The sequence below is a fragment of the Acidithiobacillus sp. HP-11 genome (assembly GCF_015100075.1).
Taxonomy (GTDB): Bacteria; Pseudomonadota; Gammaproteobacteria; order Acidithiobacillales; family Acidithiobacillaceae; genus Acidithiobacillus; species Acidithiobacillus thiooxidans.
The window spans coordinates 89,083-111,905 of the sequence record NZ_JACKYY010000003.1 but is presented as its reverse complement, the minus strand read 5'-3'; the positions used below and the strand labels follow the sequence as shown (position 1 = coordinate 111,905).

23 protein-coding genes are annotated in these 22,823 nt (G+C 55.6%); 8 read left to right on the top strand and 15 right to left on the bottom strand.

Annotated features, from left to right (window positions below):
- Nucleotides 1–14: 14 nt before the first annotated feature.
- The 3 genes from H7F08_RS01980 to smpB all read right to left on the bottom strand — a co-directional run bounded on the left by H7F08_RS01980 (nucleotide 15) and on the right by smpB (nucleotide 1,667).
- Nucleotides 15–524 carry a disulfide bond formation protein B gene (locus H7F08_RS01980; protein ID WP_193639726.1) on the bottom strand — a complete coding sequence of 170 codons (510 nt, stop codon included), beginning with the start codon at nucleotides 522–524 and terminating at the stop codon, nucleotides 15–17.
- Nucleotides 521–1,141 (bottom strand): thioredoxin fold domain-containing protein, encoded by a 621-nt coding sequence (locus H7F08_RS01975; RefSeq protein ID WP_010641343.1) that lies wholly within the window; start codon nucleotides 1,139–1,141, stop codon nucleotides 521–523. The genes H7F08_RS01980 and H7F08_RS01975 overlap by 4 nt, the downstream gene beginning before the upstream one ends.
- Nucleotides 1,142–1,205: 64 nt before the next feature.
- Complete coding sequence (gene smpB / locus H7F08_RS01970; protein ID WP_010641344.1) at nucleotides 1,206–1,667, bottom strand: SsrA-binding protein SmpB; 462 nt, start codon at nucleotides 1,665–1,667, stop codon at nucleotides 1,206–1,208.
- Nucleotides 1,668–1,784: 117 nt separating this feature from the next.
- Here smpB and H7F08_RS01965 point away from each other — a divergent pair, with 117 nt between their 5' ends.
- Nucleotides 1,785–2,966, top strand: a complete 1,182-nt coding sequence (locus tag H7F08_RS01965; RefSeq protein ID WP_193639725.1) for a phospholipase D-like domain-containing protein — start codon at nucleotides 1,785–1,787, stop codon at nucleotides 2,964–2,966.
- 8 nt (nucleotides 2,967–2,974) lie between these two features.
- Nucleotides 2,975–3,445: a type II toxin-antitoxin system RatA family toxin gene (locus H7F08_RS01960; protein ID WP_010641348.1), complete on the top strand. Its 471-nt coding sequence runs from the start codon at nucleotides 2,975–2,977 to the stop codon at nucleotides 3,443–3,445.
- Nucleotides 3,446–3,661: 216 nt separating this feature from the next.
- On the opposite strand, the gene H7F08_RS01955 is transcribed toward H7F08_RS01960, so the two are convergent.
- Nucleotides 3,662–4,009: an outer membrane protein assembly factor BamE gene (locus H7F08_RS01955; protein WP_010641350.1), complete on the bottom strand. Its 348-nt coding sequence runs from the start codon at nucleotides 4,007–4,009 to the stop codon at nucleotides 3,662–3,664.
- A gap of 66 nt (nucleotides 4,010–4,075) precedes the next feature.
- Here H7F08_RS01955 and fur point away from each other — a divergent pair, with 66 nt between their 5' ends.
- The gene (gene fur, locus H7F08_RS01950; RefSeq protein ID WP_010641352.1) at nucleotides 4,076–4,537 is read left to right on the top strand and encodes a ferric iron uptake transcriptional regulator; all 462 of its coding nucleotides are present in this window, start codon (nucleotides 4,076–4,078) and stop codon (nucleotides 4,535–4,537) included.
- 20 nt (nucleotides 4,538–4,557) lie between these two features.
- Here the strand turns inward: fur and proB are convergent, their stop codons facing one another.
- From proB to H7F08_RS01925, 5 genes are all read right to left on the bottom strand, one after another.
- Entirely contained in the window at nucleotides 4,558–5,679 is a 1,122-nt protein-coding gene (gene proB / locus H7F08_RS01945; RefSeq protein WP_193639724.1) for a glutamate 5-kinase, read from the bottom strand.
- The gene (cgtA, locus tag H7F08_RS01940) at nucleotides 5,676–6,791 is read right to left on the bottom strand and encodes an Obg family GTPase CgtA (RefSeq protein WP_193639723.1); all 1,116 of its coding nucleotides are present in this window, start codon (nucleotides 6,789–6,791) and stop codon (nucleotides 5,676–5,678) included. Before cgtA ends, proB begins: the two co-directional genes overlap by 4 nt.
- 55 nt (nucleotides 6,792–6,846) lie before the next feature.
- The gene (rpmA, locus tag H7F08_RS01935; RefSeq protein ID WP_010641358.1) at nucleotides 6,847–7,107 is read right to left on the bottom strand and encodes a 50S ribosomal protein L27; all 261 of its coding nucleotides are present in this window, start codon (nucleotides 7,105–7,107) and stop codon (nucleotides 6,847–6,849) included.
- Nucleotides 7,108–7,118: 11 nt separating this feature from the next.
- Nucleotides 7,119–7,430 carry a 50S ribosomal protein L21 gene (gene rplU, locus H7F08_RS01930; RefSeq protein WP_010641361.1) on the bottom strand — a complete coding sequence of 104 codons (312 nt, stop codon included), beginning with the start codon at nucleotides 7,428–7,430 and terminating at the stop codon, nucleotides 7,119–7,121.
- 142 nt (nucleotides 7,431–7,572) lie between these two features.
- Nucleotides 7,573–8,016, bottom strand: a complete 444-nt coding sequence (locus H7F08_RS01925) for a YaiI/YqxD family protein (protein WP_142089377.1) — start codon at nucleotides 8,014–8,016, stop codon at nucleotides 7,573–7,575.
- Nucleotides 8,017–8,317: 301 nt separating this feature from the next.
- Here H7F08_RS01925 and H7F08_RS01920 point away from each other — a divergent pair, with 301 nt between their 5' ends.
- Nucleotides 8,318–11,449 (top strand): L-glutamate gamma-semialdehyde dehydrogenase, encoded by a 3,132-nt coding sequence (locus H7F08_RS01920; RefSeq protein ID WP_193639722.1) that lies wholly within the window; start codon nucleotides 8,318–8,320, stop codon nucleotides 11,447–11,449.
- 3 nt (nucleotides 11,450–11,452) lie between these two features.
- On the opposite strand, the gene H7F08_RS01915 is transcribed toward H7F08_RS01920, so the two are convergent.
- The 6 genes from H7F08_RS01915 to metX all read right to left on the bottom strand — a co-directional run bounded on the left by H7F08_RS01915 (nucleotide 11,453) and on the right by metX (nucleotide 18,879).
- The gene (locus H7F08_RS01915) at nucleotides 11,453–13,003 is read right to left on the bottom strand and encodes a SulP family inorganic anion transporter (protein WP_010641366.1); all 1,551 of its coding nucleotides are present in this window, start codon (nucleotides 13,001–13,003) and stop codon (nucleotides 11,453–11,455) included.
- Nucleotides 13,004–13,169: 166 nt separating this feature from the next.
- Nucleotides 13,170–15,524, bottom strand: coding sequence for a 5-methyltetrahydropteroyltriglutamate--homocysteine S-methyltransferase (gene metE, locus H7F08_RS01910; protein WP_193639721.1), 2,355 nt, complete (start codon nucleotides 15,522–15,524; stop codon nucleotides 13,170–13,172).
- A gap of 95 nt (nucleotides 15,525–15,619) precedes the next feature.
- A complete protein-coding gene (gene ubiE, locus H7F08_RS01905; RefSeq protein ID WP_010641369.1) occupies nucleotides 15,620–16,405 on the bottom strand; it encodes a bifunctional demethylmenaquinone methyltransferase/2-methoxy-6-polyprenyl-1,4-benzoquinol methylase UbiE in 786 nt (261 codons plus the stop codon).
- A 42-nt stretch (nucleotides 16,406–16,447) separates the two neighbouring features.
- A complete protein-coding gene (locus H7F08_RS01900) occupies nucleotides 16,448–17,104 on the bottom strand; it encodes a glutathione S-transferase family protein (protein ID WP_010641371.1) in 657 nt (218 codons plus the stop codon).
- A 21-nt stretch (nucleotides 17,105–17,125) separates the two neighbouring features.
- Nucleotides 17,126–17,731, bottom strand: a complete 606-nt coding sequence (gene metW / locus H7F08_RS01895) for a methionine biosynthesis protein MetW (protein WP_010641373.1) — start codon at nucleotides 17,729–17,731, stop codon at nucleotides 17,126–17,128.
- Nucleotides 17,728–18,879 (bottom strand): homoserine O-succinyltransferase MetX, encoded by a 1,152-nt coding sequence (metX, locus tag H7F08_RS01890; protein ID WP_010641375.1) that lies wholly within the window; start codon nucleotides 18,877–18,879, stop codon nucleotides 17,728–17,730. Before metX ends, metW begins: the two co-directional genes overlap by 4 nt.
- Nucleotides 18,880–19,087: 208 nt before the next feature.
- On the opposite strand from metX, the gene H7F08_RS01885 reads away from it, so the two are divergent.
- From H7F08_RS01885 to ribD, 4 genes are all read left to right on the top strand, one after another.
- Nucleotides 19,088–19,873, top strand: a complete 786-nt coding sequence (locus H7F08_RS01885; protein WP_193639720.1) for a hypothetical protein — start codon at nucleotides 19,088–19,090, stop codon at nucleotides 19,871–19,873.
- Nucleotides 19,874–19,978: 105 nt separating this feature from the next.
- Nucleotides 19,979–21,223, top strand: a complete 1,245-nt coding sequence (glyA, locus tag H7F08_RS01880) for a serine hydroxymethyltransferase (RefSeq protein ID WP_065957719.1) — start codon at nucleotides 19,979–19,981, stop codon at nucleotides 21,221–21,223.
- 5 nt (nucleotides 21,224–21,228) lie between these two features.
- Nucleotides 21,229–21,732: a transcriptional regulator NrdR gene (gene nrdR, locus H7F08_RS01875; protein WP_193639732.1), complete on the top strand. Its 504-nt coding sequence runs from the start codon at nucleotides 21,229–21,231 to the stop codon at nucleotides 21,730–21,732.
- A complete protein-coding gene (gene ribD, locus H7F08_RS01870) occupies nucleotides 21,722–22,822 on the top strand; it encodes a bifunctional diaminohydroxyphosphoribosylaminopyrimidine deaminase/5-amino-6-(5-phosphoribosylamino)uracil reductase RibD (protein WP_193639719.1) in 1,101 nt (366 codons plus the stop codon). The genes nrdR and ribD overlap by 11 nt, the downstream gene beginning before the upstream one ends.
- The last annotated feature ends 1 nt before the right edge of the window (nucleotide 22,823 follow it).

Genomic DNA, 22,823 nt, shown 5'->3' with positions numbered 1-22,823 from the left:
TGCCGTTTTCAGGATTAAGTCTGAACGCGGCGGCTCAACCACTGGGCGATCAGGAGCAGGACGGCGCAACCCACAAAAAAGGCCATACTCCAGTGGGTGATGGGCCATCCTGCCAGGCTTTTGCTGCCAGCCAGCGCACAGGAACCATGGCCGGATAAGGTCGAGGCTAAATCATTTCCCAAGCCGCCCAGGGCGGGACTACTCTGAAAAACCTGGACCGAAGAGCAGGTTTCTATCTGATCTGCCGCCATCTGCGTCAGGTGCCACTGCCACCCTGCCAGGGCTGCGCCCAGCAGGGCATATAACGCTGCCAATATCCATAAACCCCGGCGTACCGTGCCTTTCCAGAAAAAGCCCATGGTGACAATGACGATGACGGCCAGATCAGCCAGACGTTGGTAAACACAAATGCTGCAAGGTTGCTCACCTTGCGCAAACTGCAGCCACAGCACCAGCGAAAAGACAAGGATGCCAGCCAGAATGACCAGAGCCGCCAGCCAGGATGCGTATCTGGACGCAGTCATTGTGCGTGAATAATTTCTGACCATTGTTTGTTGTTGGGTAAACCAGGGACATAACGAATTTTGCCATCCTGGCGATAGACCAGAAAAGGCACACTGGCTCCGGGAATCCCGAGCACTTCGGCTTCCTTGTTGACCAAAAGCGAAGCATTGAAATTCAGTACATCACTCATTTTATTTTGTACGGCAATGGGCGCAGGATCTATGCCCCCTTCTGGACCATCTTTGGTACTGAATTTATTTTCATTCAGTTTCAGGGCGGCTAGCGGGTCCTTGGCCGCGAGAATGGCGGCAGCTTTACCGGCGCTACTGGGTGTCAGAAAACCTACGGTAATAAATCTGACCTGTATTTGTTTGTTATGGATTGGGTTTTGCAGCCAGGTATAGATTTCATGGCAATAAGGACAATTGGGGTCGTAAAAATCATAAATAATCGGTCCCTTGCTGCCTTCCTGAATGTAATGGGTGTGGGTCAGGGCCTGCCAATAATCCTGATCCCCGTCACTGCCTGTTGCTGGTCCAGCGACGGCAACGGTCGAGGCGCTCTGAACAAGTAGAACCCCCAACAATAAGCAAAGCGTCAGACAAGTCCGGTGCAAATTTTTCAGTGCATGAATCATGGGCATAATTCCTTGTATGCTTCAGTTGTGAGGCAAAATGGATATCATTTGGGCGTGCAGCCCATCAAACATCCCTGGACCCGCCTTTCATGATCCGGGCCTTGTCCCTTTGCCATTCCCGCTCTTTGATCGTTGCCCGCTTGTCATGTTCCTGTTTGCCCTTGACCAACGCTATTTCGGCCTTGGCCCGACCCTGCTTCCAGTACATGGCCAGGGGGACAATGGTAAAGCCCTTGCGTTCCACGCTGCCAATCATCCGATTGATTTGCTCGCGGTGCATCAACAACTTGCGGGTTCGGGTAGGGTCGGGATTAATGTGCGTGCTGGCGGTCAGCAGGGGGCTGATATGCGCACCCAGCAGCCAGAGCTCAGCGTCTTTGACAATGACGTAACTGTCTTTGAGGTTCAGGCGCCCGGCGCGCATGGATTTGACTTCCCAGCCTTCCAGGACGATTCCCGCCTCAAAACGTTCTTCTATGAAATAATCGTGTTTCGCCTCACGATTCAGGGCGATGGTGCTGCTCATTGCACAACTCCCGTGCCAGTCAGCCGATGATTGTACGTGAAAAAAGGGGTATGCAGAAAGTGGCATTGACTTTACATGCCCTCCTGTGGAATTTTTGCGCAGTGCGAAGGGAGGAACATGGTGGAGTCCAGATTGTTGACGGGGCACTTGCTACGACGTCGTACCCGGCAACAGGAGGCTATTCCTGACTGGGCGCTGCTGAATGACATGCAGTCCATTGCCGCATGGCTGGAAACCCGCTTGAGCGCCGCGTCCAGCGAAATTTTACTGGAAAACTATATTTTTGCGGCGGGCCTCTGGCCCCGGCAAATTTTGCGGATATTATGCGACAAAGCCCTGACCGGAGTGGCGGTATATATTACGCTCGATGCCCTGGGTAGTCGCAGCTTTCCCGAAAGTTGGATTAGCGAGCTGCGCCAGTCTGGAGCGCACCTGCATTTTTATCACCGTTTGCAACTGAAGGGGCTGGAAAAGCGCTTGCGGCGTACCCACCGTCGTATTGTCGCGATTGATGGCCAATGGCTGGCCGTTGGTGGCTTTGCCCTGGATGATGAGTGGCTGGATGCCAAACCAGGAAGTCCGCCTTACCGGGACATGCTGTTTGCCTGTCGTGGTGCTCTGGTGGATCGTGGTCGGGAAATATTTTTCCGGCACCGGCCGGAACATCTGCCAGCCCTGCCTGCCGGAGTGAGTGAAGAAATGGCGTTCTCTCCAGAATCCTGGGGCGAAGGGCGATTTCTCGAAGGAACTCCGCCTGCCAGTTATGCGGTGCGCCGACGCTTGTTGGCGGCCATTCGGGGGGCGCGCCAAAGCATCTGGATTGCGACGCCCTACTTCAATCCTGATCCGGTGATATTGCGCAGTATTTATCGGGCGGTGCAGCGCGGGGTGGATGTGCGGCTGCTGCTGGCTGGACGCATTACTGATCATCCACTTTTGCGATTCGGGATTCAGGCGTATTATCAAAAACTGATGCGTAGAGGTGTGCATATATATGAATATCAGGGCGCTTTCCTCCACGCCAAGTACGTATTGGTAGACCGATCCTGGGCGACACTGGGTTCGGCAAATTTTGATTTCCTGAGTTTGTGGTTTAATCACGAGCTCAATCTTGAACTGCGTTTGGCCCGGGTATCCTTGCTGTTGCACGGATTATTTGTGCGTGAATTTGCCATATCCCGAAAAATCGATCCAGAACCCTGGCGTAAACGCCCCTACTGGCGACGTTTGCCGGAATGGTGCCTGGCTCAGCTCGATCGCTGGGTGCAGGCCCATGCCATGGGTCAACGCCGTTATTGAGAGGATGCATGCATCATATTTGTAAAACGGCTGTGTTGCCGTACAGCGCGGGTCAGGTTATGGCCCTGATTGAAGATATTCGTTCCTACCCACAATTTCTGCCCTGGTGTGGCAGAACCCGAATCATTCAGGATCGGGACGAAGAAGTGATTGCCGAAATCACCATTTCTCATGGTGCATTTGGTAAATCATTTACCACCAAAAACCGCTATCAGCGCCCCAAGCTGGCAGAAGTGCGTCTGGTGAATGGTCCTTTTCGTTTTCTGGAAGGATTGTGGCAGCTTGAACCTGACTCCAAGGGCACCAGGGTGACGCTGGATATGCGCTTCGAATTTGCCTCACGGCTGGTGGGCGCGTTTCTGGAGCCCATTTTCAAGCAGGCAGCTGAAACCATGGTGCAGCGTTTTGCGCAAAGAGCGCGCGCTGTATATGGCCCCCCTGCAGCCATTCCGGTAACAGGGGACCGTCCATCTTCTTAGGCTTTCACCCTAAAAACGGCAGTTGCCGTGGATGCTTTTTGCTCCGTTGTTCCTTGCCTGTTGTTCTAAGGCTTATCCTGCTGTCAGGAGAGAACTCGCCCTGCGGGCTCAAACAGCTCTCCTGACGGGCGCAGGACTTTGCCAAGAACAACAACGGCTCAAAACAAAAGTCGCTGCAAAGCACCCACGGCAGATTCCGTTTTTAGATTTATCCGTCTAGGCGTCGGGTTTTTCCGGGCTTTTAACTGTGCCTTTCACATCCCCCTGCACGCCGATGAGCTTGTCGTCCTTGTCAAAAAGGACAATCACCTTGCGAACCTGGGTACTGCTATAGGCTGGCTTATAGCTATAAGAGTAAATCCATTGATGGGGGTGCCAAGGGTCCTTCAGCAGTGGTGAACCCAGAATAGTACGCACTTGCAGCGCATCCATACCCGGATGCAATTCTGCCAGTTGCTGGCTGGTGACGACGTTACCCTGCTGTACGGCAACCCGATAAATACTGCAGGCTCCGAGCGAGAGGGCACAAAAGGTAATCAGGGTAATCAGGCGGAGGCTTCTCATAGTCCTTGTCTTAAGCGTCAGGTACAACTATCCTAAACCATTACGCATGGGAATTGCTACGAGCACATGAACTACGAAAAATTGAATAGTGACGAATTGAAGCGGGCTGGTCTGAAAGCTACATTGCCACGTCTGAAGATTCTCCGCATTTTTGAGGACAGTGACACCCGGCATTTAACGGCGGAAGAAGTGTATCGTCAGTTGCTGGATGCCGGCGAAGAAGTGGGTCTGGCCACGGTCTATCGGGTATTGACCCAGTTTGAGATGGCTGGTCTGGTACGCCGTCATCACTTTGAAGGGGACAAGGCCGTTTTTGAAATGAACGAAACCGGTCACCATGACCATATGGTCTGTACGGCTTGTGGCAAGGTTCTGGAGTTTTTTGATGAGGCGCTGGAAGCCCGTCAAAATGAAATCGCCGGAGCTCAGGGGTTTTTCATCAGCGATCATAGCCTGTATTTGTACGGGACCTGTCTGGGAATGCAGGAATCCGGGGTCTGTTCTTTGCAGGCTCCAGCGGGCAAATAATTTTCTGAACATTTGCAAAGTTAGTTGCTGAGTACCAGATTATCACGGTGGATGATTTCCACCTCGTCAATATCTCCGAATAATTCCAAAAGCGTCTTGCTGCTTTTTCCCATTCTCAGCAGGACATCTTCATAAGCAAAATTCACCAGGCCACGGGCTATTTCCTGTCCTTCCGGGTCGACGCAGCATAACAGATCGCCGCGCTGAAAATCGCCCTCGGCAGCAGTAATCCCTACAGGTAGCAGGCTGCTACCTTTTTCGCGCAAGACCTTTACCGCACCGGCATCCAGATGCAACAACCCGTTGGGGCGGAGCTGACCGACCAGCCAGCGCTTGCGTGCCGCCAGCTTGGCGACGCCGGGCCGAAAATAGGTGCCCAAAGGTTCTCCCGCCCAGATGCGCAGCAAGACATCCTCAGCGCCACCCGGCGCGATGATGGTGGCCGCACCAGATTGTGCCGCACGGCTGGCTGCGTGGACCTTGGTGCTCATTCCGCCGGTGCCGACGGCGCTGCCGCTGCCCCCGGCCATGCCCAGCAGGGCAGGATCCCCAGCCTCCACCTCGGTCAGTAAACGGGCATCAGGGGCTTTGCGGGGATCCTGGTCGTACAAACCCGCCTGGTCCGTCAAAATCACCAGTAAATCAGCTTCCAGCAGGTTGGCAACCATGGCAGCCAGAGTATCATTGTCGCCAAAACGGATTTCGGTGCTGGCAATGGCATCATTTTCATTGATGATGGGAATGACCCCGAATTCCAGCAGCGTACGCAGGGTTGCTCGCGCATTCAGATAGCGATGGCGTTCCTGAAGGTCTTCGTGGGTCAGCAGGACCTGACTGCCGTGAACCCCGCCCCGGCGGAGGAATTCGTTATACACCTGAATCAGTGCTGCCTGGCCGACGCTGGCTGCCGCCTGCAGCTGGTGCAGGGCATTGGGGCGGCTCGTCCAGCCCAGGCGCTCCATGCCGGCTGCCACGGCGCCGGAAGAAACCAGTACGATGTCCAGGCCATGCCGGCGTAGCACCAGCAGTTGTTTGACCCAGGTCTCAATGGCAGGGAGGTCCAGACCTTGGCCATTATTGGTGAGCAGGCTGCTACCGATTTTAATGACCCAGCGCTGGGCATTTTTAAGGTTGCGGCTCATTCATCGTCATCCCAGTCGGCGCTCAAATCATCACCTTCCCACTCTTCCAGATATTTTTCCTCTTCATCGCCCCATTCTTCCGACTGGACTGGATCAGGTGCGGGTGGCAGATCCGGCAGTGCCTGCCAGATGGCGTGGGTGAGGGCATTGCAGCCCGCACCGCTGGCGGCGGAAATCAAAAATGCCGGGCCATCCCAGGAAAGCTCGGCACGAATCGCCTGAAAACGCGCCTCGCCTTCTTCAGCGCTGAACAAGTCGGCCTTATTGACCACCAGCCAGCGTGGGCGCTGGGCGAGGGCGGGGCTGTAAGCGAGCAGCTCTTCTTCCAGGGCGCGAATGTTCCCGGCAGGGTTGCTTTCATCCACAGGAGCCATGTCGACCATGTGCAGGAGCAGGCGGGTTCGACTGAGATGTTTCAGAAAACGGGTACCTAGCCCGGCGCCCTCGGAGGCTCCGGGGATCAGGCCGGGAATATCCGCGAGAACAAAAGATTCGTGGGTCGCCACCCGGACTACACCGAGATTGGGGTAGAGGGTGGTGAACGGGTAGTCTGCTACTTTCGGACGGGCCGCACTGACTGCCCTGATCAGCGTGCTTTTGCCCGCATTGGGCAGGCCCAGCAGGCCGACATCGGCCAGAACCCGCAGTTCCAGGCGAAGATTGCGTTCTTCTCCCGGCGTGCCTTTTTCATATTGACGGGGTGCGCGATTGATGCTGGATTTGAAATGCAAATTGCCGTGTCCGCCGCGTCCGCCTTGAGCGACCAGCAAACGTTCCCCGTCTTCGCGCAAATCACCCAATAATTCACGGGTGTCGTCATCGTAGACCAAGGTGCCCACCGGGACGTGGATTTCCTTATCCAGACCCGCGCGCCCGGTCATTTGTCTACCCGCACCACCATGCCCGGTTTCGGCCCGGTAACGGCGCTGGTAGCGGAAATCTATCAGGGTATTGAGGCTGGCCTGGGCGACGAGGAAAACGCTGCCACCGCGACCACCATCACCACCATCTGGACCGCCAAAGGGGATAAATTTTTCCCGACGAAAGCTCAGGGAGCCGTGCCCACCGGTACCCGAAGCAACATGGATGCGTACTTCATCAATAAACTTCATAAAAAAACCCCGCTCCCGCAAAAACGGGGCGGGGTCCCTCTGCGCAGAGGCCTGTTCAGGCCACGGATACGACGCTGACGGTACGTACCTGGCGCGGTCCCTTGCGCTCGAATTTTACGACCCCTTCTGCGGTGGCAAAGAGGGTGTGATCCTTGCCGATACCGACGTTGCTACCCGGATAAAACTGGGTGCCACGCTGACGAATGATGATGTTGCCGGGGATAACCAGCTGTCCGGCGTAACGTTTCACGCCCAGGCGCTTGGATTCTGAATCGCGTCCATTGCGCGAAGAGCCACCCGCTTTCTTATGTGCCATGACTGTGCTCCTTAGGCTTCAATGCCGGTAATGCGGACTTCAGTAAAATACTGACGATGTCCCTGCTGCTTACGGTAATGCTTGCGCCGACGCATCTTGAAAATATGCACCTTGGCAGCCCGTCCCTGACTGAGCACGGTGGCCTTGACGGCTGCACCTGCTACCAGCGGTTGACCGACCACTACATCACTGCCAACGCCGACCATCAGTACCCGGTCCAGCGCGAGTTCCGCACCTGGCTCTGCTTCCATCTTTTCGAGCCGGAGCTTGTCGCCCACCGTCACCCGATACTGCTTGCCACCATTTTCAATGACCGCGTACATCACAAACCTCCAACAAGGGTTTTACCCGGTACTGTCCGGAAAAGTTCGCAAGGATAGCGTTATCAGTCTATTAACGCAAGAGGATGAAGACTTGTTTTGTTGGCTGATCTGCATCGGCGCTTAAATTGTCTGAGCGAACCGCTCAAGCGCGTGGCAACAAGTGGTCCAGAGCATTGGCAAAGGCCTGGCGGTCGGCTTGGCTCAGGGTGGCAGGGCCACCGGTACGCACGCCGGAATCTCGCAGTTGCTCCATCATATCCCTTATCCGTAGACGCTCACGGATGGTTTCGGAGGAGTACCGCTCGCCGCGTGGGCTGAGCGCATAGCCATTTTTCTCCAGTACGGCAGCGGCCAGGGGGATATCGGCGGTAATGACCAGATCGCCCGCTTCAATACGGCGCACAATTTCATCATCGGCCACATCAAAGCCTCCTGGCACTACCACACTGCGAATATGAGCCGATTGGGGCACGCGCAGGGGCTGATTGGCGACCAGGGTCAAGGGCAGTTTCAGACGCGTACTGGCGCGAAACAGAATTTCCTTGATGACATTGGGGCAGGCGTCGGCATCGACCCAGATATGCATGGAAAGACTCGGATATTATAGAGGAATGGACCTTGGCATAGATGGAACTTGCTGGCAATGCCAATATCCCGTTGTGTGGTAGCTAACAACCCACTGGAATCAGTTGAAATGTAGATGGCGGGTAAGTATCTGGAATGCCTTGTCCAATCACTTGCATCAGGCACCCCAAGTATGACAACCTGATTACAAGAGGTTGTAGCGCTGCAATAGCCAAAAGCGCATAAAAACCCGTAAATGAAAAAAGGAGGCAGGCACAGGCTGATCATGGACCCGATTACCTGCTGCAAGGAGCCTTGTAGGAATGTCTCAAACCCGTTTACATACCATTTTGCCCAGTGATTTCAATGATTCTCCGGATTTTCTTCAGGAGCCTGTGTCACTACCACCCCCGTACCGGGATGAAAATCAGCAGGTTGAAGCACTGCTGTCGGCGCTCAGCGGCAAGCTGAACTGGCTGAACGTCATCGATCAGGCGCGGCCCTGGGTGGAGGCGGTGCGCAAGCAGCCAGCCCCGTTCTGGGCTCTGGAGTCGCTGTTAAGGGAGTATCCCATCACCAGCGCCGAAGGCTTGGCCTTGATGCGTCTGGCCGAGGCCCTGCTGCGTGTCCCAGATACCGGTACGGCGGCCTTGCTGGCGGCGGATCAGCTGGGCAGGGCGCGCTTTGCCGGTGAGGAAAAACAGTCCTGGATTACCCAGATTTCGGGTCGGGTGCTGATTCTATCCCGCCGTCTGCTTGCCGAAAAAGAAACACGCAGTCTGGTGCAACGACTGGGCATGAATACCGTCGTGACAGCAGCAGTGCGGGCCATTGCGCTACTGGGGCGGCAGTTTGTACTGGGGCAGGATCTTGGTGAGGCGCGCCGGCGCTCTGCCGAAGCCCGAAAAAAACAGCCCGCACTCTGCTATTCCTACGATATGTTGGGAGAAGGTGCCCGCAACAGTGCCGATGCAACCCGCTATGCGGCTTCTTATGAATCTGCCTTGCGCGTTTTGGCTACCCAACCCGGCAGTGGGGGTTCCCGGGAGCGGGATGGCATCTCCATCAAATTGTCAGCACTGCATCCGCGTTTTGAAGAAGCCCAGCGCGCCCGTCTGTGGAAAGATCTGTTCCCCAAGTTGCAGCAACTGGCCGAGCTGGCGGCTCAGGGGCGTTTGAATCTGACGCTGGATGCGGAAGAAAGTGATCGTCTTGAGTTGCAGCTCGATTTGCTGGATGCCTTGCAACAGCATATTGCCGGGCAGGCCACTTGTGCGGGCTGGGACGGTCTCGGCATTGCCGTGCAGGCGTATCAGAGCCGGGCAGATGCTGCCATTGACGAAGTTCTGGCCCGAACGCGCCGCAATCAGAGCCATTTGATGATGCGGCTGGTCAAGGGCGCTTACTGGGATATGGAAATCAAAAGAGCCCAGGAGATGGGCTTGTCCGGGTATCCGGTGTTTACCCATAAACATCATACTGATATCAGCTATCTGGCCGGTGCGGCGCGGCTCCTTGAAAACGCCAACGGTCCTCAGGCGTTGGTCTACCCGCAATTCGCCACCCACAATGCAGCGACCATTGCTGCTGTTTTGCAATTGGCGGATCAACAACCCGATGCCCGTTTTGAGATGCAGCGTCTGCATGGCATGGGAGAAGGAATTTATCGGGAGGTTTTACGCCACGCCCGCATTCAGCACTTGCGGATATATGCCCCGGTGGGTCGTCATCGCGATCTGCTTGCCTATCTGGTCCGGCGGCTTCTCGAAAACGGCGCCAACACGTCTTTTGTTCATCAGTTGGCTAATCAGCATGTGGCTGCCGAAGATCTGCTGATCAGTCCGCTCTGGCGGGCGGAAGAGACGGCCTTGCCCAAACCCATAGAGATTTACGGCCATCTTCATGGTGAATTACGACTGAACAGCCAAGGAATGGATATGACTTACATTGCTGAACGTAGCCCCGCCCTGGAAGCCGCATTGGCCCTGCGGGTAAAGACCCCCGAAGAAATACAGGTGGAAGAAGTAGACCCCTTAATGCACACACTGCATGCCGGGCAAATGCGCTGGGATGCAGTACCCGTCGAGCGTCGTGCCGAAATTTTGGCTCAGGCGGCTGAGCTGCTGGAAACCCGACATGACAAATTGCTTGCTCTGATTATGCGCGAAGCACATAAAACTTTGGCAGATGCGGTTGCCGAACTGCGTGAGGCCGTAGATTTTTGCCGTTATTATGCCATTCAGGCCAAGGCGCTCATGCGCAAGGAAGCTCTGCCCGGTCCCACCGGTGAGGCCAACTCCCTGAGTCTGCGGGGGCGCGGTGTGTTCGTTTGTATCAGTCCCTGGAATTTTCCCCTGGCAATTTTTGCCGGTCAGGTTGTTGCGGCGCTGGTTACGGGCAATAGTGTGGCAGCCAAGCCCGCCGAGCAGACCATGGCCATTGCCCAGGCTTTTGTCGAACTTTTGTGGGAGGCCGGAGTTCCCCGTGATGTGCTGGCGCTGATGCCAGGTGCTGGCGAAACCGTAGGCGCGGCTCTGGTAGAGCATCCGCTGACTGGCGGCGTGGTGTTTACCGGTTCAACAGGTGTTGCTCGCCACATCCACCAGGGTCTGGCGGCCAAGGAAGGCCCCATTGTGCCCTTGATTGCTGAAACCGGCGGCATTAATGCCATGATTGTGGATTCTACGGCTCTGGCGGAACAGGTGGTCGATGCAGTGATTGCCTCGGCATTTCGTTCCGCCGGACAACGCTGTTCGGCACTGCGTTTGCTCTGTGTACAGGAAGAATGTGCAGAAGAAATTCTGACCATGCTCAAAGGGGCCATGCAGGAACTGGTGATCGGAGCGACCATCCATTATGCCACTGATGTCGGACCCGTTATTGATGCCGAAGCGCAGGCCAATATTCTGGCGCAAATTGCCCGGGTGGAGCAGGGCGGGGGAAGATTGCTGGCCCGTTGTGCCTGGCCCCCGGCTTTGCTGGAAAATGCCCGGGTTACGGATGATTCTGTAGCATTGACCATGCAGGACGATCAGCAGCGTAATCTGCATTTTGTAGCCCCCTGTGCGTATGCCATTACTCATGTCAGTCAGGTTCGCGAGGAAATATTTGGTCCGGTGCTGCAGGTGGTCACCTGGAAAGCCGGACAAATCGATGTCCTGGTGGATGCCATCAACGCTTTGGGATTTGGGCTGACTTTAGGTGTCCAAACGCGGATTGATGGGCGGGCGGCCCATATCGCCGCGCGGTCGCGCTGCGGCAATGTTTACGTAAACCGCAACATGATTGGCGCGGTGGTTGGTGTGCAACCTTTTGGTGGCGAAGGCTTGAGTGGAACCGGCCCGAAGGCCGGTGGTCCCCATTATTTATTGCGCATGGTGGCCGAACAGACGGTGAGCATCAACACCACGGCAGCAGGAGGCAATGCGGAGCTGCTCTCCCAGGGCCGATTGTAAGGATTATACGGGGGCTTTGAGTATCGGTGTGTCGAAATTCTGTTCGCGTAACTGGATGTTTTTCAGTTCGGCGGCACGTTCGAAATCACGAATGACTTCCAGCACGTCGTGATCAATGAAACGGACCTTTTTGCCATCCAGAATCACTTCGGCGTCTCTGGGCAGCCTTTCCAGAATGTGGGAAAGACGTGCCTTGTTGACGAAAGTTACCTCCCTGTTCAGGGAGATTTTGTAGGCGTTACCCTCCCGCCCGATGTCGATGGCGCTGTGATAGTTAGCCTTGAGCACAAAGAAAATACCGGCCAGCAGTCCGATGACTACGCCGGTAATCAGACTGGTGAACAAAATCGCAATAATGGTGATGAGGAAGGGCAAATACTGGGATTTATCCAGCTTGAACATTTTTTGAAAAATTTTCGGATGAGCCAGTTTGAAACCGACGAAAATCAGGATGGAAGCCAGGGCAGCCAGCGGAATGTGATTCATCAGCGTAGCCAGAAACAGGACGGCCAGCAACAGAAAAATCCCGTGCAGAAAGGCGCTGGCTTTGGTCCGTGCCCCGGCCGCCACGTTGGCCGTGCTCCGTACTATGACGGCGGCAACCGGAAGTCCACCAATGAGGCCGCTGGCGATGTTGGCCACTCCCTGTCCCAGCAGTTCGCGGTCAAGAGGGGTGCGTCTTTTGAAAGGATCCAGTTTGTCGGAGGCTTCTGTGGAAAGCAGGCTTTCCAGGCTGGCAATAAAGGTGATGGCGATAGCGGTCATCCATACGGTTTTTGAACCGATCATGCCCCAGTCAGGCATTTGCAGCATGCCCCTTAAGTCCGCCAGAGAACGAATTTCAGGCAGGTTGACCAGATTGCTTTTGTCGATAGCAAGCCCGGGCAGGGCATGGACAAACAGCACATTCAGGAGGGTTCCGAACACCACCGCCATCAACGGGCCGGACAGCCAGGTCTGTTTGCGCAGGACGGCTATCTTATCCCAGACAATCAGGATGACCAGGGCCAGTACGCTGACCAGCAGCGCTCCCCATTCCACATGGGCGAGTGCGGCAATAACGGCACTGAAGGTGTTTTCTCCATGGGCATCAAAAAAATCCTGATTACCAAATTCGCCAATATCAAAACCAATGGCATAGGGAAATTGTTTGAGGATGATGATAATCCCGATGGCCGACAAAATACCCTGGATGACGGCCGACGGGAAAAAATAAGCCACCACCCCTGCACGCAAGAGCGCCAGAATAATCTGAATGCCGCCAGCAATAACCACAGCGAGCAGTAACGCCGGAAAACTGTGCAGGGTTTCCATGGCCACCAGCAGCGTGGCCACAATGGCTGGGGTGGGGCCACTGACGGCCAGGGGCGAGCGGCTGAACAGAGGAACCAGGACTCCACCCATGATGCCAGCAATCAAACCCGCAATCAGTGGGGTGCCAGAAGCCAGGGCGACCCCAAGACAGAGGGGCATGGCGACCAGAGCAACGACCACGGCGGCAGGCGCATCGGCCCGTAGATTTTTGAGTGGGGAAAGATTGATTGACTGATTCATGAAAAGTTCCAAAAAGATAGCAGGAAACTGATGAGTCGCGGAGCACGGTGCAAGCAATCACATGGTATCTTTTTAATTGCCAGTGAGTTTATAGGGGGGGCTGGTAATCAGCAAGCATTAAAAAAGGCCCCGGATGGGGCCTTGTCAGTTTGAAGCCGGTATTCAATCAGGCGTGTTTGGCACGTACCTGTTTGGCTGCCTCGACCATGTTTTCCAGAGCCGGGGTGACTTCTGCCCACTTACGGGTTTTCAGACCACAGTCGGGGTTGATCCACAGCCGCTCTGCGGGAACCACTTTGACCGCTTTTTCCATCAGGCCGACCATTTCTTCCACGCTGGGAACGCGGGGAGAGTGAATGTCATATACGCCAGGTCCGATTTCATTGGGGTAGTTGAAAGTGGCAAAAGCATCCAGCAACTCCATTTGTGAACGGGAAGTTTCAATGGTAATGACATCTGCATCCATGGCCGCAATGGCGGGGAGGATGTCATTGAATTCCGAGTAGCACATATGGGTGTGAATCTGCACGTCATCAGGCGCAATTTGCGCAGAAATGCGGAATGCACGCGATGCCCAGTTCAGATACTGATCCCAGTCCTTGCGCTTCAGGGGGAGTCCTTCACGGTAGGCGGGTTCGTCAATCTGGATGATGCCGATACCGGCGTCGATCAGATCCTTGACCTCGTCGCGGATCGCCAGCGCAATCTGCAGCGCCGTTTTCTCACGGGGCTGATCATCGCGCACAAAAGACCATTGCAGGATGGTCACCGGGCCGGTAAGCATGCCTTTCATAGGCCGCTGGGTCAGGGACTGGGCATATTTGCTCCAGGTCACGGTCATGGGGGTAGGACGGGATACGTCACCGAAAATCAACGGCGGCTTGACGTAACGTGAACCGTAACTCTGCACCCAGCCATGCCGGGTAAAAGCGAATCCAGCGAGCTGTTCGCCGAAGTATTCCACCATGTCATTGCGTTCGGGCTCGCCATGGACCGGCACGTCAATACCCAGACGTTCCTGTTCTTTCACGACCAGCGCAATTTCTGCTTCCATGGCTTTCTGGTAGTCGGCATTGCTCAGTTCGCCCTTGCGATTTTGCAGGCGGGCTTTACGGATTTCGGGGGTCTGCGGGAAACTGCCGATACTTGTGGTGGGGAAGGCCGGCAGTTTGAAACGGGCACGCTGTGCGGCTTCACGGGTCTGGAAAGCACTTTTGCGCTGGCCATCATCGTTGCCCAAACCTTCCAGACGCTGGGCAACGGCCGGGTTGTGGATACGTGGTGAAGTTTTACGCGACTGGACGGCGGCACGGGCGGTTGACAGTTCCTGCGCTACGGCTGCCACGCCTTCACTCAGAGCGCGACCAATAAGGGCGACTTCATCGAGCTTTTGTACGGAGAAAGCCAGCCAGGATTTCAATTCGGTGTCGAGTTCGGTTTCCTGATCCAGATCAACCGGGGTGTGCAACAGGCTGCAGGAAGGTGCTACCCAGAGACGGTCTCCCAGCTGTTTATGTGCAGGTTCCAGGATCTTGATGGCTGCATCCAGGTCGGCGCGCCAAACATTGCGGCCATCTACCACGCCCAGAGAAAGCACTTTGTCAGCCGGATAATTTTTCAGGAAGCTGTCCAGCTGCTGCGGAGCGCGCCGCAAATCCAGATGCAGGCCGGCGACGGGAAGGGCTTTGAGAGCCTCGGCATGCTCCGCTACAGAATCAAAATAGGTGGCCAGCAATACCTTGGGGCTTTTGCCCTTGCTGAGGGTCTGGTAGGCAGAGGTCAGAGCCTGGTGCCATTCGGCGGGCAGATCCAGTGCCAGAGCGGGTTCATCCATTTGCACCCATTCCACGCCCATGCCGGCAAGACGCTCGAGTATTTCGGCATAAACAGGCAGCACCTTGGGCAGCAAAGTCAGACGGTCAAAGCAGGCATTACCCACCGGTGCACCATGACCATGACAGGCGCTGTCGTCATGATGATGTTGGGCTTCGTGATGGGCTTCGGCATTCAGATCTTTTTCCTTGCCCAGCCACAGATAGGTGATGGGACCGACCAGTACGGGCTTGGCCTTGAGGCCCAGGGCCTGGGCTTCCTTGATTTGGTCGAACAGGCGTTCGCTGCTCAGGTGAAACTCCATGTTTTCATGGAATTCCGGCACAATGAAGTGATAGTTGGTATCAAACCATTTGGTCATTTCCATGGCGGGCTGGGTGCTGGAGCCGCGTGCCATGGCAAAAAAGGTATCCAGACCCACCAGACCGCCGGAGAATCCGTAACGGGGAGGAATGGCACCGAGGGTGCAGCTCATGTCCAGCATGTGATCGTAGAGGCTGAAATCACCAACCGGGATGAAGTCCATCCCGCAGGTCTGCTGGATTTTCCAGTGACGGTCACGCAACTGGGCAGCGCGGGACTGCAGTTCCTGCTCATCAATTTCTTTGGACCAGAAGCTTTCCAGCGCTTTTTTGAGTTCGCGTTTATGACCGATACGCGGAAAACCGAGACTGTGGACGGACGTCATGGGCATTACTCCTCTGCGAAAATTGTCGCCATCATGCCCTGCCCGGAGTCTCGGCTCAAGAGGGAATTTTTAGGCATTCAGATGAAAAGCATTCATCAATCCATACGAAAGCCGCGATGCAGGGCAACAATACCACCCGACAGGTTGAACACCTCAACCCGTTCCAGACCGGCTTCTTCCATCATCATTTTGAAGGTTTCCTGATCGGGGAAGCGGCGGATGGATTCCACCAGATATTGATAGCTGTCTCGATCCCTGGCGACGAGTTCGCCAATGCGCGGCAGTAACTTGAAGGAATACAGATCATAAATGGACTGCAACCCCGGCCAGCGCGGGTGTGAAAACTCCAGAATCAATGCCCGCCCGCCGGTTTTGAGGACGCGGTGAATTTCCTTCAAGGCCCGTTCGGGATGGGTCATGTTGCGGATGCCAAAGGCCAGGGTGACCAGGTCGAATTCGCGGTCGGGAAAGGGGAGTTCTTCCGCATTGGCTTCGACAAACTCGACGCCTGCGATGATACCCTTGTCCGCCAGGCGGTTTTCGCCAACCGCCAGCATTTCCGGATTGATATCGGAGACCACAATGGAACCATTGGGTTTGATGCGCGGATAAATGGCGGCAGCCAGGTCACCCGTGCCTCCGGCGAGATCCAGCACCCGTTGGCCGGGACGGGGACGGGCGAGGTCAACCGTGAAGCGCTTCCACAGGCGATGCACACCCAGTGACATCAGATCGTTCATCAGGTCGTATTTACCCGCGACACTGCTGAAAACCCCTTTGACCAGGTCTTCTTTTTCCGTTTCCGGAACTTCCTGATAACCAAAGTGGGTGGTGGGCACGAGCGCCTGATCCTGCATGTCCTCTCCCTGTTGATCACTCATACGCATGACTCCTGTGCAAATCGTAAATGCGGCAGCTTGTATTCAGACTGAGCGTAGCAGAAGACTGCCTTTTTCGCTGATATAATTCCGCAGCCGTTCTGGAAAGTCGGCGGTTACGGAGCCTGCTACCTCGGGTAATTCCATGAGTAAGGCCGTCCAGCGGCGCAGTTTGCCCAAGGATTCCCAACGCGGCAATGGCCGTAATGCGTGCAGAATTTCCATGCGCATGAATAAGGGAGCAAAGGCAGCATCCACCAGGCTGAAATGTTGACCCGCAAAAAATGGTCCTTCGGCCATGTTTTTTTCCAACCGCTCAAGCTTGTCAAAAAGCTGGCGACTGGCCGCCGTAAAAGGTTCTTCACCCTGGGCCACCATCATCTGGAACTGATCACCAATCATTTCGCTGCCAAAGGCAATCCAGGCGCGGTGCCGGGCGCGTTCCAGCGGGTCAGAAGGATGCAGTGGCGGTGCAATGGTTTCATCCAGATATTCATTAATCACCTGAGATTCGAACAGTACGGCGTCAGTGCCGATTTTCAGGCAGGGGACCCTGCCCATGGGCGAAAGTTCGAGAAACCATTCGGGTTTGTGGGCGAGATCAATGTGCGTCAGTTTGAAGACTACCTGTTTGTGCAGCAGAGTAATCACCGAACGCTGTACATAGGGGCAGAGGGGGAAGCTGATCAGTTCCAGGGTCATGGCGTTCTCCTCGCATGAGCTTCAGCGTGCGACCAGGGCGCAACGATATAAAGCGACTTCTCCAAATAGGTTGGGTAACAAACGGTTGCGCCAAGTGCTGCGCCGCCGCTCATTGAGCACGACCCGCTGATGGATGGCGATGCCGTTGTCGGCACAGAGTTGTTCAAAGTCACGAATCGTACACAGATGGATGTTGGGGGTATCGTACCACGTATGGGGCAAGGCGTCTGTGGTGGGCATTTTGCCCAGCACGCCCAGTTGCCAGCGCGCATGCCAGTGTCCCATATTGGGAAAGGTGACAATGACCTCACGGCCGACGCGTAACATTTCCAGTAATAACTGACGGGGATAGGTAGAAGCCTGCAGGGTCAGGGAAAGTACTACCGTATCGACACTCTGGTCTGCAAAATTTTTGAGTCCCTGATCAAGATCCTGCTGAATGACCGGAATTCCGCGTCGGATGGCGGCGACGACCCGATCTTCCTCAATTTCCACCCCATAACCTTGCACGCCCTTTTCGGCGCGCAAATAGGCCAGCAGTTCTCCTTCCCCGCAGCCCAGATCGAGAATGCGGCTTTGCGGGGGAATCCATTCGGCGATAATGGCCAGATCCTGGCGTAGCTTCATAGTCCGATTTCCTCTGCAACGCGTTGCAGATAAGTGCCGAGAACGGCGACATATTGGGGAATGGGCATTAAAAAGGAATCGTGGCCGTGGGTGGCCTCAATTTCCGCATAGCTGACATCGCGATTACAGGTATATAGTGCCTGCACGATTTCGCGGGAGCGTTCCGGGGAAAACCGCCAGTCAGAACTGAAAGAGACTACCAAAAATGCCGCTTGCACCCGCGCAAAGGCTTCCGCCAGGCTGCCGCCATACGCACTGGCCGGATCAAAATAATCCAATGCCTTGGTAATATATAAATAGCTGTTGGCATCAAAGCGTTCGACAAAGCTTGAACCCTGATAGCGCAAATAACTTTCCACCTCAAAATCCACATCAAAGCCAAAGGAAAAGGCCTTGCCGCCCCGGGTATCCCGGCCGAACTTGGTGCGCATGGCGTCATCAGAAAGATAGGTGATGTGACCGATCATGCGCGCCAGTGACAGTCCCCGGCGCGGTTTGGTGTCATGGGCATAATAGCGGCCATTGTGAAAATCCGGATCAGTCATGATGGCCTGACGACAAACTTCGTTGAAGGCGATGTTCTGCGCCGTCAGTTTGGGTGCAGCAGCAATGACCACGGCGTTACGCAGCCGGTCCGGATAATCCATGCTCCATTGCATAACCTGCATGCCACCCAGGCTGCCGCCAATAACCGCTGCCCATTGTTCAATCTCCAGATGATCGGCCAGGTCGGCCTGGGTTTTTACCCAGTCGCGGACGGTGACCATAGGAAAATCCAGACCCCAGGGACTGCCGGTTTCAGGATTGATGCTGGCTGGACCCGTTGAGCCTTTGCAGGACCCGATAAAATTGGCGCAGACGAAAAAAAACTGTTCAGTATCCATGGCCTTGCCGGGTCCAAGCAGATGCTCCCACCAGCCCGGCTTACGATCATCCATGTGATGATACCCGGCAGCGTGATGATCACCAGAAAGCGCATGGCAGAGTAAAATCGCGTTACTGTGATCCTTGTTCAAGGCCCCATAACTTTCATAAACCAGGGTGTAACCCGGCAAGCTGCGCCCACACTCCAGTTGCAGGTCAGCTGGAAAAGTGACCGTCTGCGGGGTTACCAGTCCAACGGAATCAGCGGGTATCTGAGCAGGCATTGTGTGCTTTTCTAATCATCAAACAGAGCCGGAAGAGTCTAAACGTCAAGACCGTCGGCGACAAGCGGCGTAAGGCGGCAGCATTTTGTGTTTATCCTAACGGCAACTGATGTTTTTAGTTTTATGCGCCTTGATGGTTTAGAATCAAAAGAGATAGCATGAGCGACAAGTTGTGCTTGGCCGTGTGTCATGTTGCCGGGAGATAATTTTGGCCTGGAAGTGGGTAAATCGTGTAGTGAGCTGGGTCGAGGGAGGTGCCGAGCTGGTAGTGGCCCGGCCTCGGCCATGGCTGTTACTTACCGCTGCTGCATTGGTGTTTGCGGCCATTCCCTTTCCCGAATGGTTGATGTACGCCATGGCGCCCTTCGGTCTGCTGTTTGGCCTGGAAATCGCTGCCAATACCGATGAAGAAACGGAATCTTATACGAACCGACAAATGCGGCATGCCCTCCATGTGGCGGTGGTTTGGGGTATGCTTTTTGCCGTTTTTGGCATGATTTTCGAATTTGGCCAAGACATAGTGGTCATGGGCAGCTTGCTGGCCGGGATAAATATTCCCTGGCATGACGACTCGGGCATGGGTCAGGGATTCTGGGGCTGGTGGTTCGCTTTCGGACAGCGGTTTTCGGATTTATCACTAATGCCTTACTTCTGGTTCTCTCCGGCTTTTTTCGGGATTGCCCTTGCCTTGCACAAAGGACATGGCTGGCTGGAGTCAGAAGTGGAAACTACACTCACCCTGCTGTTCAGGCCGGAATTGCGGGATCCTCTGATCGGTCTCTGGGCCGTCATTTTGCTGGCGAATCTGTTTATGCCAGCTTTTTCCCAGTTATGGTTGGGCTTGATTGTCTGGGTGTTGGGTCCACCGGTCATCCATGTGGCCTATCAGGATATTTTTGCTGACAAGCGGCGTCCTCCCCGAAAAAAGAAAGAAAAGAAGGCCGCCCGCTTTGTACTCGCCCATCACCCGCAGCCGGTGCGTGTCAAACTCTGATGAGTTTCATTCATGACTTGCACGCATTTTTTACCCTTGCCGTTCGTTCTTGCATCCATTAGTGTCTAGCCACAAATTTTCCGGAAGTTTTTGAAGGAGTGCACCATGTTTTCCAAAACCCTCAGTATTGCTGATTTTGATCCTGCACTATGGGATGCCATGTGTAAGGAAACCCAGCGTCAGGAAGATCATGTGGAACTCATTGCTTCTGAAAACTACGCCAGCCCCATGGTAATGGTGGCGCAGGGTTCAGTGCTGACCAACAAGTATGCCGAGGGTTATCCGGGCAAACGCTATTATGGTGGTTGCGAGTATGTGGATGTTGCTGAACAGTTGGCCATTGATCGGGCTCTGGAGCTGTTCGGCGCAGAACACGCCAACGTTCAGGCCCATTCCGGTTCTCAGGCTAATCAGGCTGTTTACCTTTCGGTATTGAAGCCGGGCGACAAAATTATGGGCATGAGTCTGGCGCATGGTGGACATCTGACCCACGGAGCCAAGGTCAATGTTTCGGGCAAGCTGTTTCAGGTGGCCGCTTATGGGGTGCGCGCCGAAGATGGTCGAATTGACTATGAGGCAATGGCAGCACAGGCCGAGCAGGAACGTCCCAAAATGATCGTCGCCGGGGCCAGTGCCTATTCGCGCATTATCGATTTCGAAAGGATCGGTGAAATTGCCCGGAGTATCGGCGCTTATTTGCTGGTGGACATGGCCCACATTGCCGGATTGGTTGCGGCCGGTTTACATCCCAGTCCCGTTCCCCATGCGGATTTTGTCACCACCACGACCCACAAAACCCTGCGTGGACCGCGTGGTGGTCTCATCCTTTGTCGGGAAGAATATGCCAAGAAGGTCAACTCGTTGATTTTTCCTGGCTTGCAGGGTGGTCCTCTGATGCACGTCATTGCTGGCAAGGCGGTAGCTTTCCGTGAAGCTTTGCAGCCGGAGTTCAAAACCTATCAGCAGCAGGTCATTCGCAACGCCCAGGCGCTGAGTCAGGTACTTGCCGGGCGAGGTTATACAGCCGTGTCAGGCGGTACGGATAATCACCTTTTCCTCCTCAATCTGGGCGAAAAGGTGACCGGTAAGGAAGCCGAGGAAGCGCTGGGTCAGGCGCACATCACGGTCAACAAAAACGCAGTGCCTTTCGATACCCGTCCGCCAGCGGTGACCAGTGGTATTCGCATCGGCACCCCGGCAGCAACCACCCGTGGCTTTGCAGAAGCGGAAATGCAGCGCTTGGGCAAGGGGATCGCCGATGTGCTGGATGCTCCCGCAGATGCCGCAGTGATTGCTCGGGTCAAGGCGGATATGACTGCCCTGTGCAAGCAGTTTCCGGTGTACGGCTAGGTTCCGTGCATTGCCCGTTCTGCGCCTTCGCTGACACCCGGGTGGTGGATTCCCGCCTTGCGGATGAGGGCGGGACGGTGCGGCGCCGTCGGGAATGTCCGCAATGTAATCAGCGCTTCACGACTTTTGAGCGTGCCGAGCTCGCTTTGCCCATGGTGGTTAAAACCGATGGGCGTCGTGAGTCTTTTAACGAAGACAAATTGCAGCGTGGTTTGACGCGGGCGCTGAGCAAGCGTCCGGTCGCTACCGACCAGGTAGATTCAGCCCTGCGTTTGATTCAACGGCGTCTTCGTGAAAGAGGCGAGCGCGAAGTGCCGGCGCGCCTGATTGGCGAACTGGTTATGGAAGCTTTGCGCGGCCTCGATCCGGTGGCTTATGTGCGTTTCGCTTCGGTGTACCGGCGTTTTGAAGATGTAGATGCATTCAGTGCGGAAATTGCCCGCCTGAAAGAGGGCTCCCATCCCGATCAGCAACAGGCACCCGGAAAAGGACGATCTGGTGCTGACTGAGCAGGACCATAATTTCATGGAAATGGCCCTGGACCTGGCGAAGCGGGGTTTATATTCGACTCACCCTAATCCGCGAGTGGGTGCGGTGGTGGTGCAGGAAGGGGTCGTTGTTGGCCGTGGCGCTCACCTTTTTGCTGGTGAAGCCCATGCCGAAGTGCTGGCCCTTGCCGAAGCCGGAGCGGCGTCGCGTGCGGCGACCGTTTACGTCACCCTCGAACCCTGCAGTCATCAGGGGCGGACCGGCCCCTGTGCGGATGCCCTGATGGCCGCAGGAGTGAAACGGGTGGTGGTGGCGGTTCAGGATCCCAATCCTCTGGTTTCCGGACAGGGGATTGCCCGGCTCAGGGCCGCTGGCATCGAGGTTGAACTGGGCTGTTGCGAAGCCGAAAGTCGTGCGCTGAACCCCGGATTTTTTATGCGCATGGAAGGCGGGCGTCCCTGGATTCGCTTAAAGCAGGCAGTCAGTCTGGATGCAGGTGTGGCGCTGGGCAATGGACAAAGTCAGTGGCTGACCGGTACCTTGGCGCGCGCCGATGTGCAAAAAGAGCGGGCCAGCGCCAGTGCCATCCTGGTGGGGATTGGCACGGTTCTGGCCGACAACCCGCGTCTGGCCCCGCGTCTGGATATTCCGCTGCGCCGGTGTCCAGTGAAGGTGATTTTGGACACCCGTTTGCGGACCCCGGCAGATGCGGCACTGTTTGCTTCACCCGGCGCGGTCTGGATATTCCATGGGCCGGACCGGCCGGAATCAGCCAAAAAAATGCTGCAAGCCGCAGGTGCAGAGTTGTTTGCCGTGCCGCTGGATGGCGAGCGCCTGGATTGTCCGGCAGTCATGCGCATTTTGGCAGAGAAACAAATGAATGAAGTATTGGTAGAGGCGGGCCCGGGTCTGGCCAGTACCCTGTTTGCAGCCGGATTGGTCGATGAGTGGTTGCTCTATATGGCCCCCATGCTCCTCGGCCAGGGGGCATTGCCCGCCATGCAGGTTGGTCCTTTTCAACAACTGACCGAAGCGCCGCGCTGGCGGAGTCTTCGGGTCGAGTCGCTGGGTAATGATTTGAAGTGGACCCTGGGTCCGCAGGAGTTTTGAT

Coding starts and splice junctions, on each gene's coding strand:
- H7F08_RS01980 (WP_193639726.1), bottom strand. CDS start 524: ATGACTGCGTCCAGATACGCATCCTGGCTGGCGGCTCTGGTCATTCTG.
- H7F08_RS01975 (WP_010641343.1), bottom strand. CDS start 1,141: ATGATTCATGCACTGAAAAATTTGCACCGGACTTGTCTGACGCTTTGC.
- smpB (WP_010641344.1), bottom strand. CDS start 1,667: ATGAGCAGCACCATCGCCCTGAATCGTGAGGCGAAACACGATTATTTC.
- H7F08_RS01965 (WP_193639725.1), top strand. CDS start 1,785: ATGGTGGAGTCCAGATTGTTGACGGGGCACTTGCTACGACGTCGTACC.
- H7F08_RS01960 (WP_010641348.1), top strand. CDS start 2,975: ATGCATCATATTTGTAAAACGGCTGTGTTGCCGTACAGCGCGGGTCAG.
- H7F08_RS01955 (WP_010641350.1), bottom strand. CDS start 4,009: ATGAGAAGCCTCCGCCTGATTACCCTGATTACCTTTTGTGCCCTCTCG.
- fur (WP_010641352.1), top strand. CDS start 4,076: ATGAACTACGAAAAATTGAATAGTGACGAATTGAAGCGGGCTGGTCTG.
- proB (WP_193639724.1), bottom strand. CDS start 5,679: ATGAGCCGCAACCTTAAAAATGCCCAGCGCTGGGTCATTAAAATCGGT.
- cgtA (WP_193639723.1), bottom strand. CDS start 6,791: ATGAAGTTTATTGATGAAGTACGCATCCATGTTGCTTCGGGTACCGGT.
- rpmA (WP_010641358.1), bottom strand. CDS start 7,107: ATGGCACATAAGAAAGCGGGTGGCTCTTCGCGCAATGGACGCGATTCA.
- rplU (WP_010641361.1), bottom strand. CDS start 7,430: ATGTACGCGGTCATTGAAAATGGTGGCAAGCAGTATCGGGTGACGGTG.
- H7F08_RS01925 (WP_142089377.1), bottom strand. CDS start 8,016: ATGCATATCTGGGTCGATGCCGACGCCTGCCCCAATGTCATCAAGGAA.
- H7F08_RS01920 (WP_193639722.1), top strand. CDS start 8,318: ATGTCTCAAACCCGTTTACATACCATTTTGCCCAGTGATTTCAATGAT.
- H7F08_RS01915 (WP_010641366.1), bottom strand. CDS start 13,003: ATGAATCAGTCAATCAATCTTTCCCCACTCAAAAATCTACGGGCCGAT.
- metE (WP_193639721.1), bottom strand. CDS start 15,524: ATGACGTCCGTCCACAGTCTCGGTTTTCCGCGTATCGGTCATAAACGC.
- ubiE (WP_010641369.1), bottom strand. CDS start 16,405: ATGAGTGATCAACAGGGAGAGGACATGCAGGATCAGGCGCTCGTGCCC.
- H7F08_RS01900 (WP_010641371.1), bottom strand. CDS start 17,104: ATGACCCTGGAACTGATCAGCTTCCCCCTCTGCCCCTATGTACAGCGT.
- metW (WP_010641373.1), bottom strand. CDS start 17,731: ATGAAGCTACGCCAGGATCTGGCCATTATCGCCGAATGGATTCCCCCG.
- metX (WP_010641375.1), bottom strand. CDS start 18,879: ATGCCTGCTCAGATACCCGCTGATTCCGTTGGACTGGTAACCCCGCAG.
- glyA (WP_065957719.1), top strand. CDS start 19,979: ATGTTTTCCAAAACCCTCAGTATTGCTGATTTTGATCCTGCACTATGG.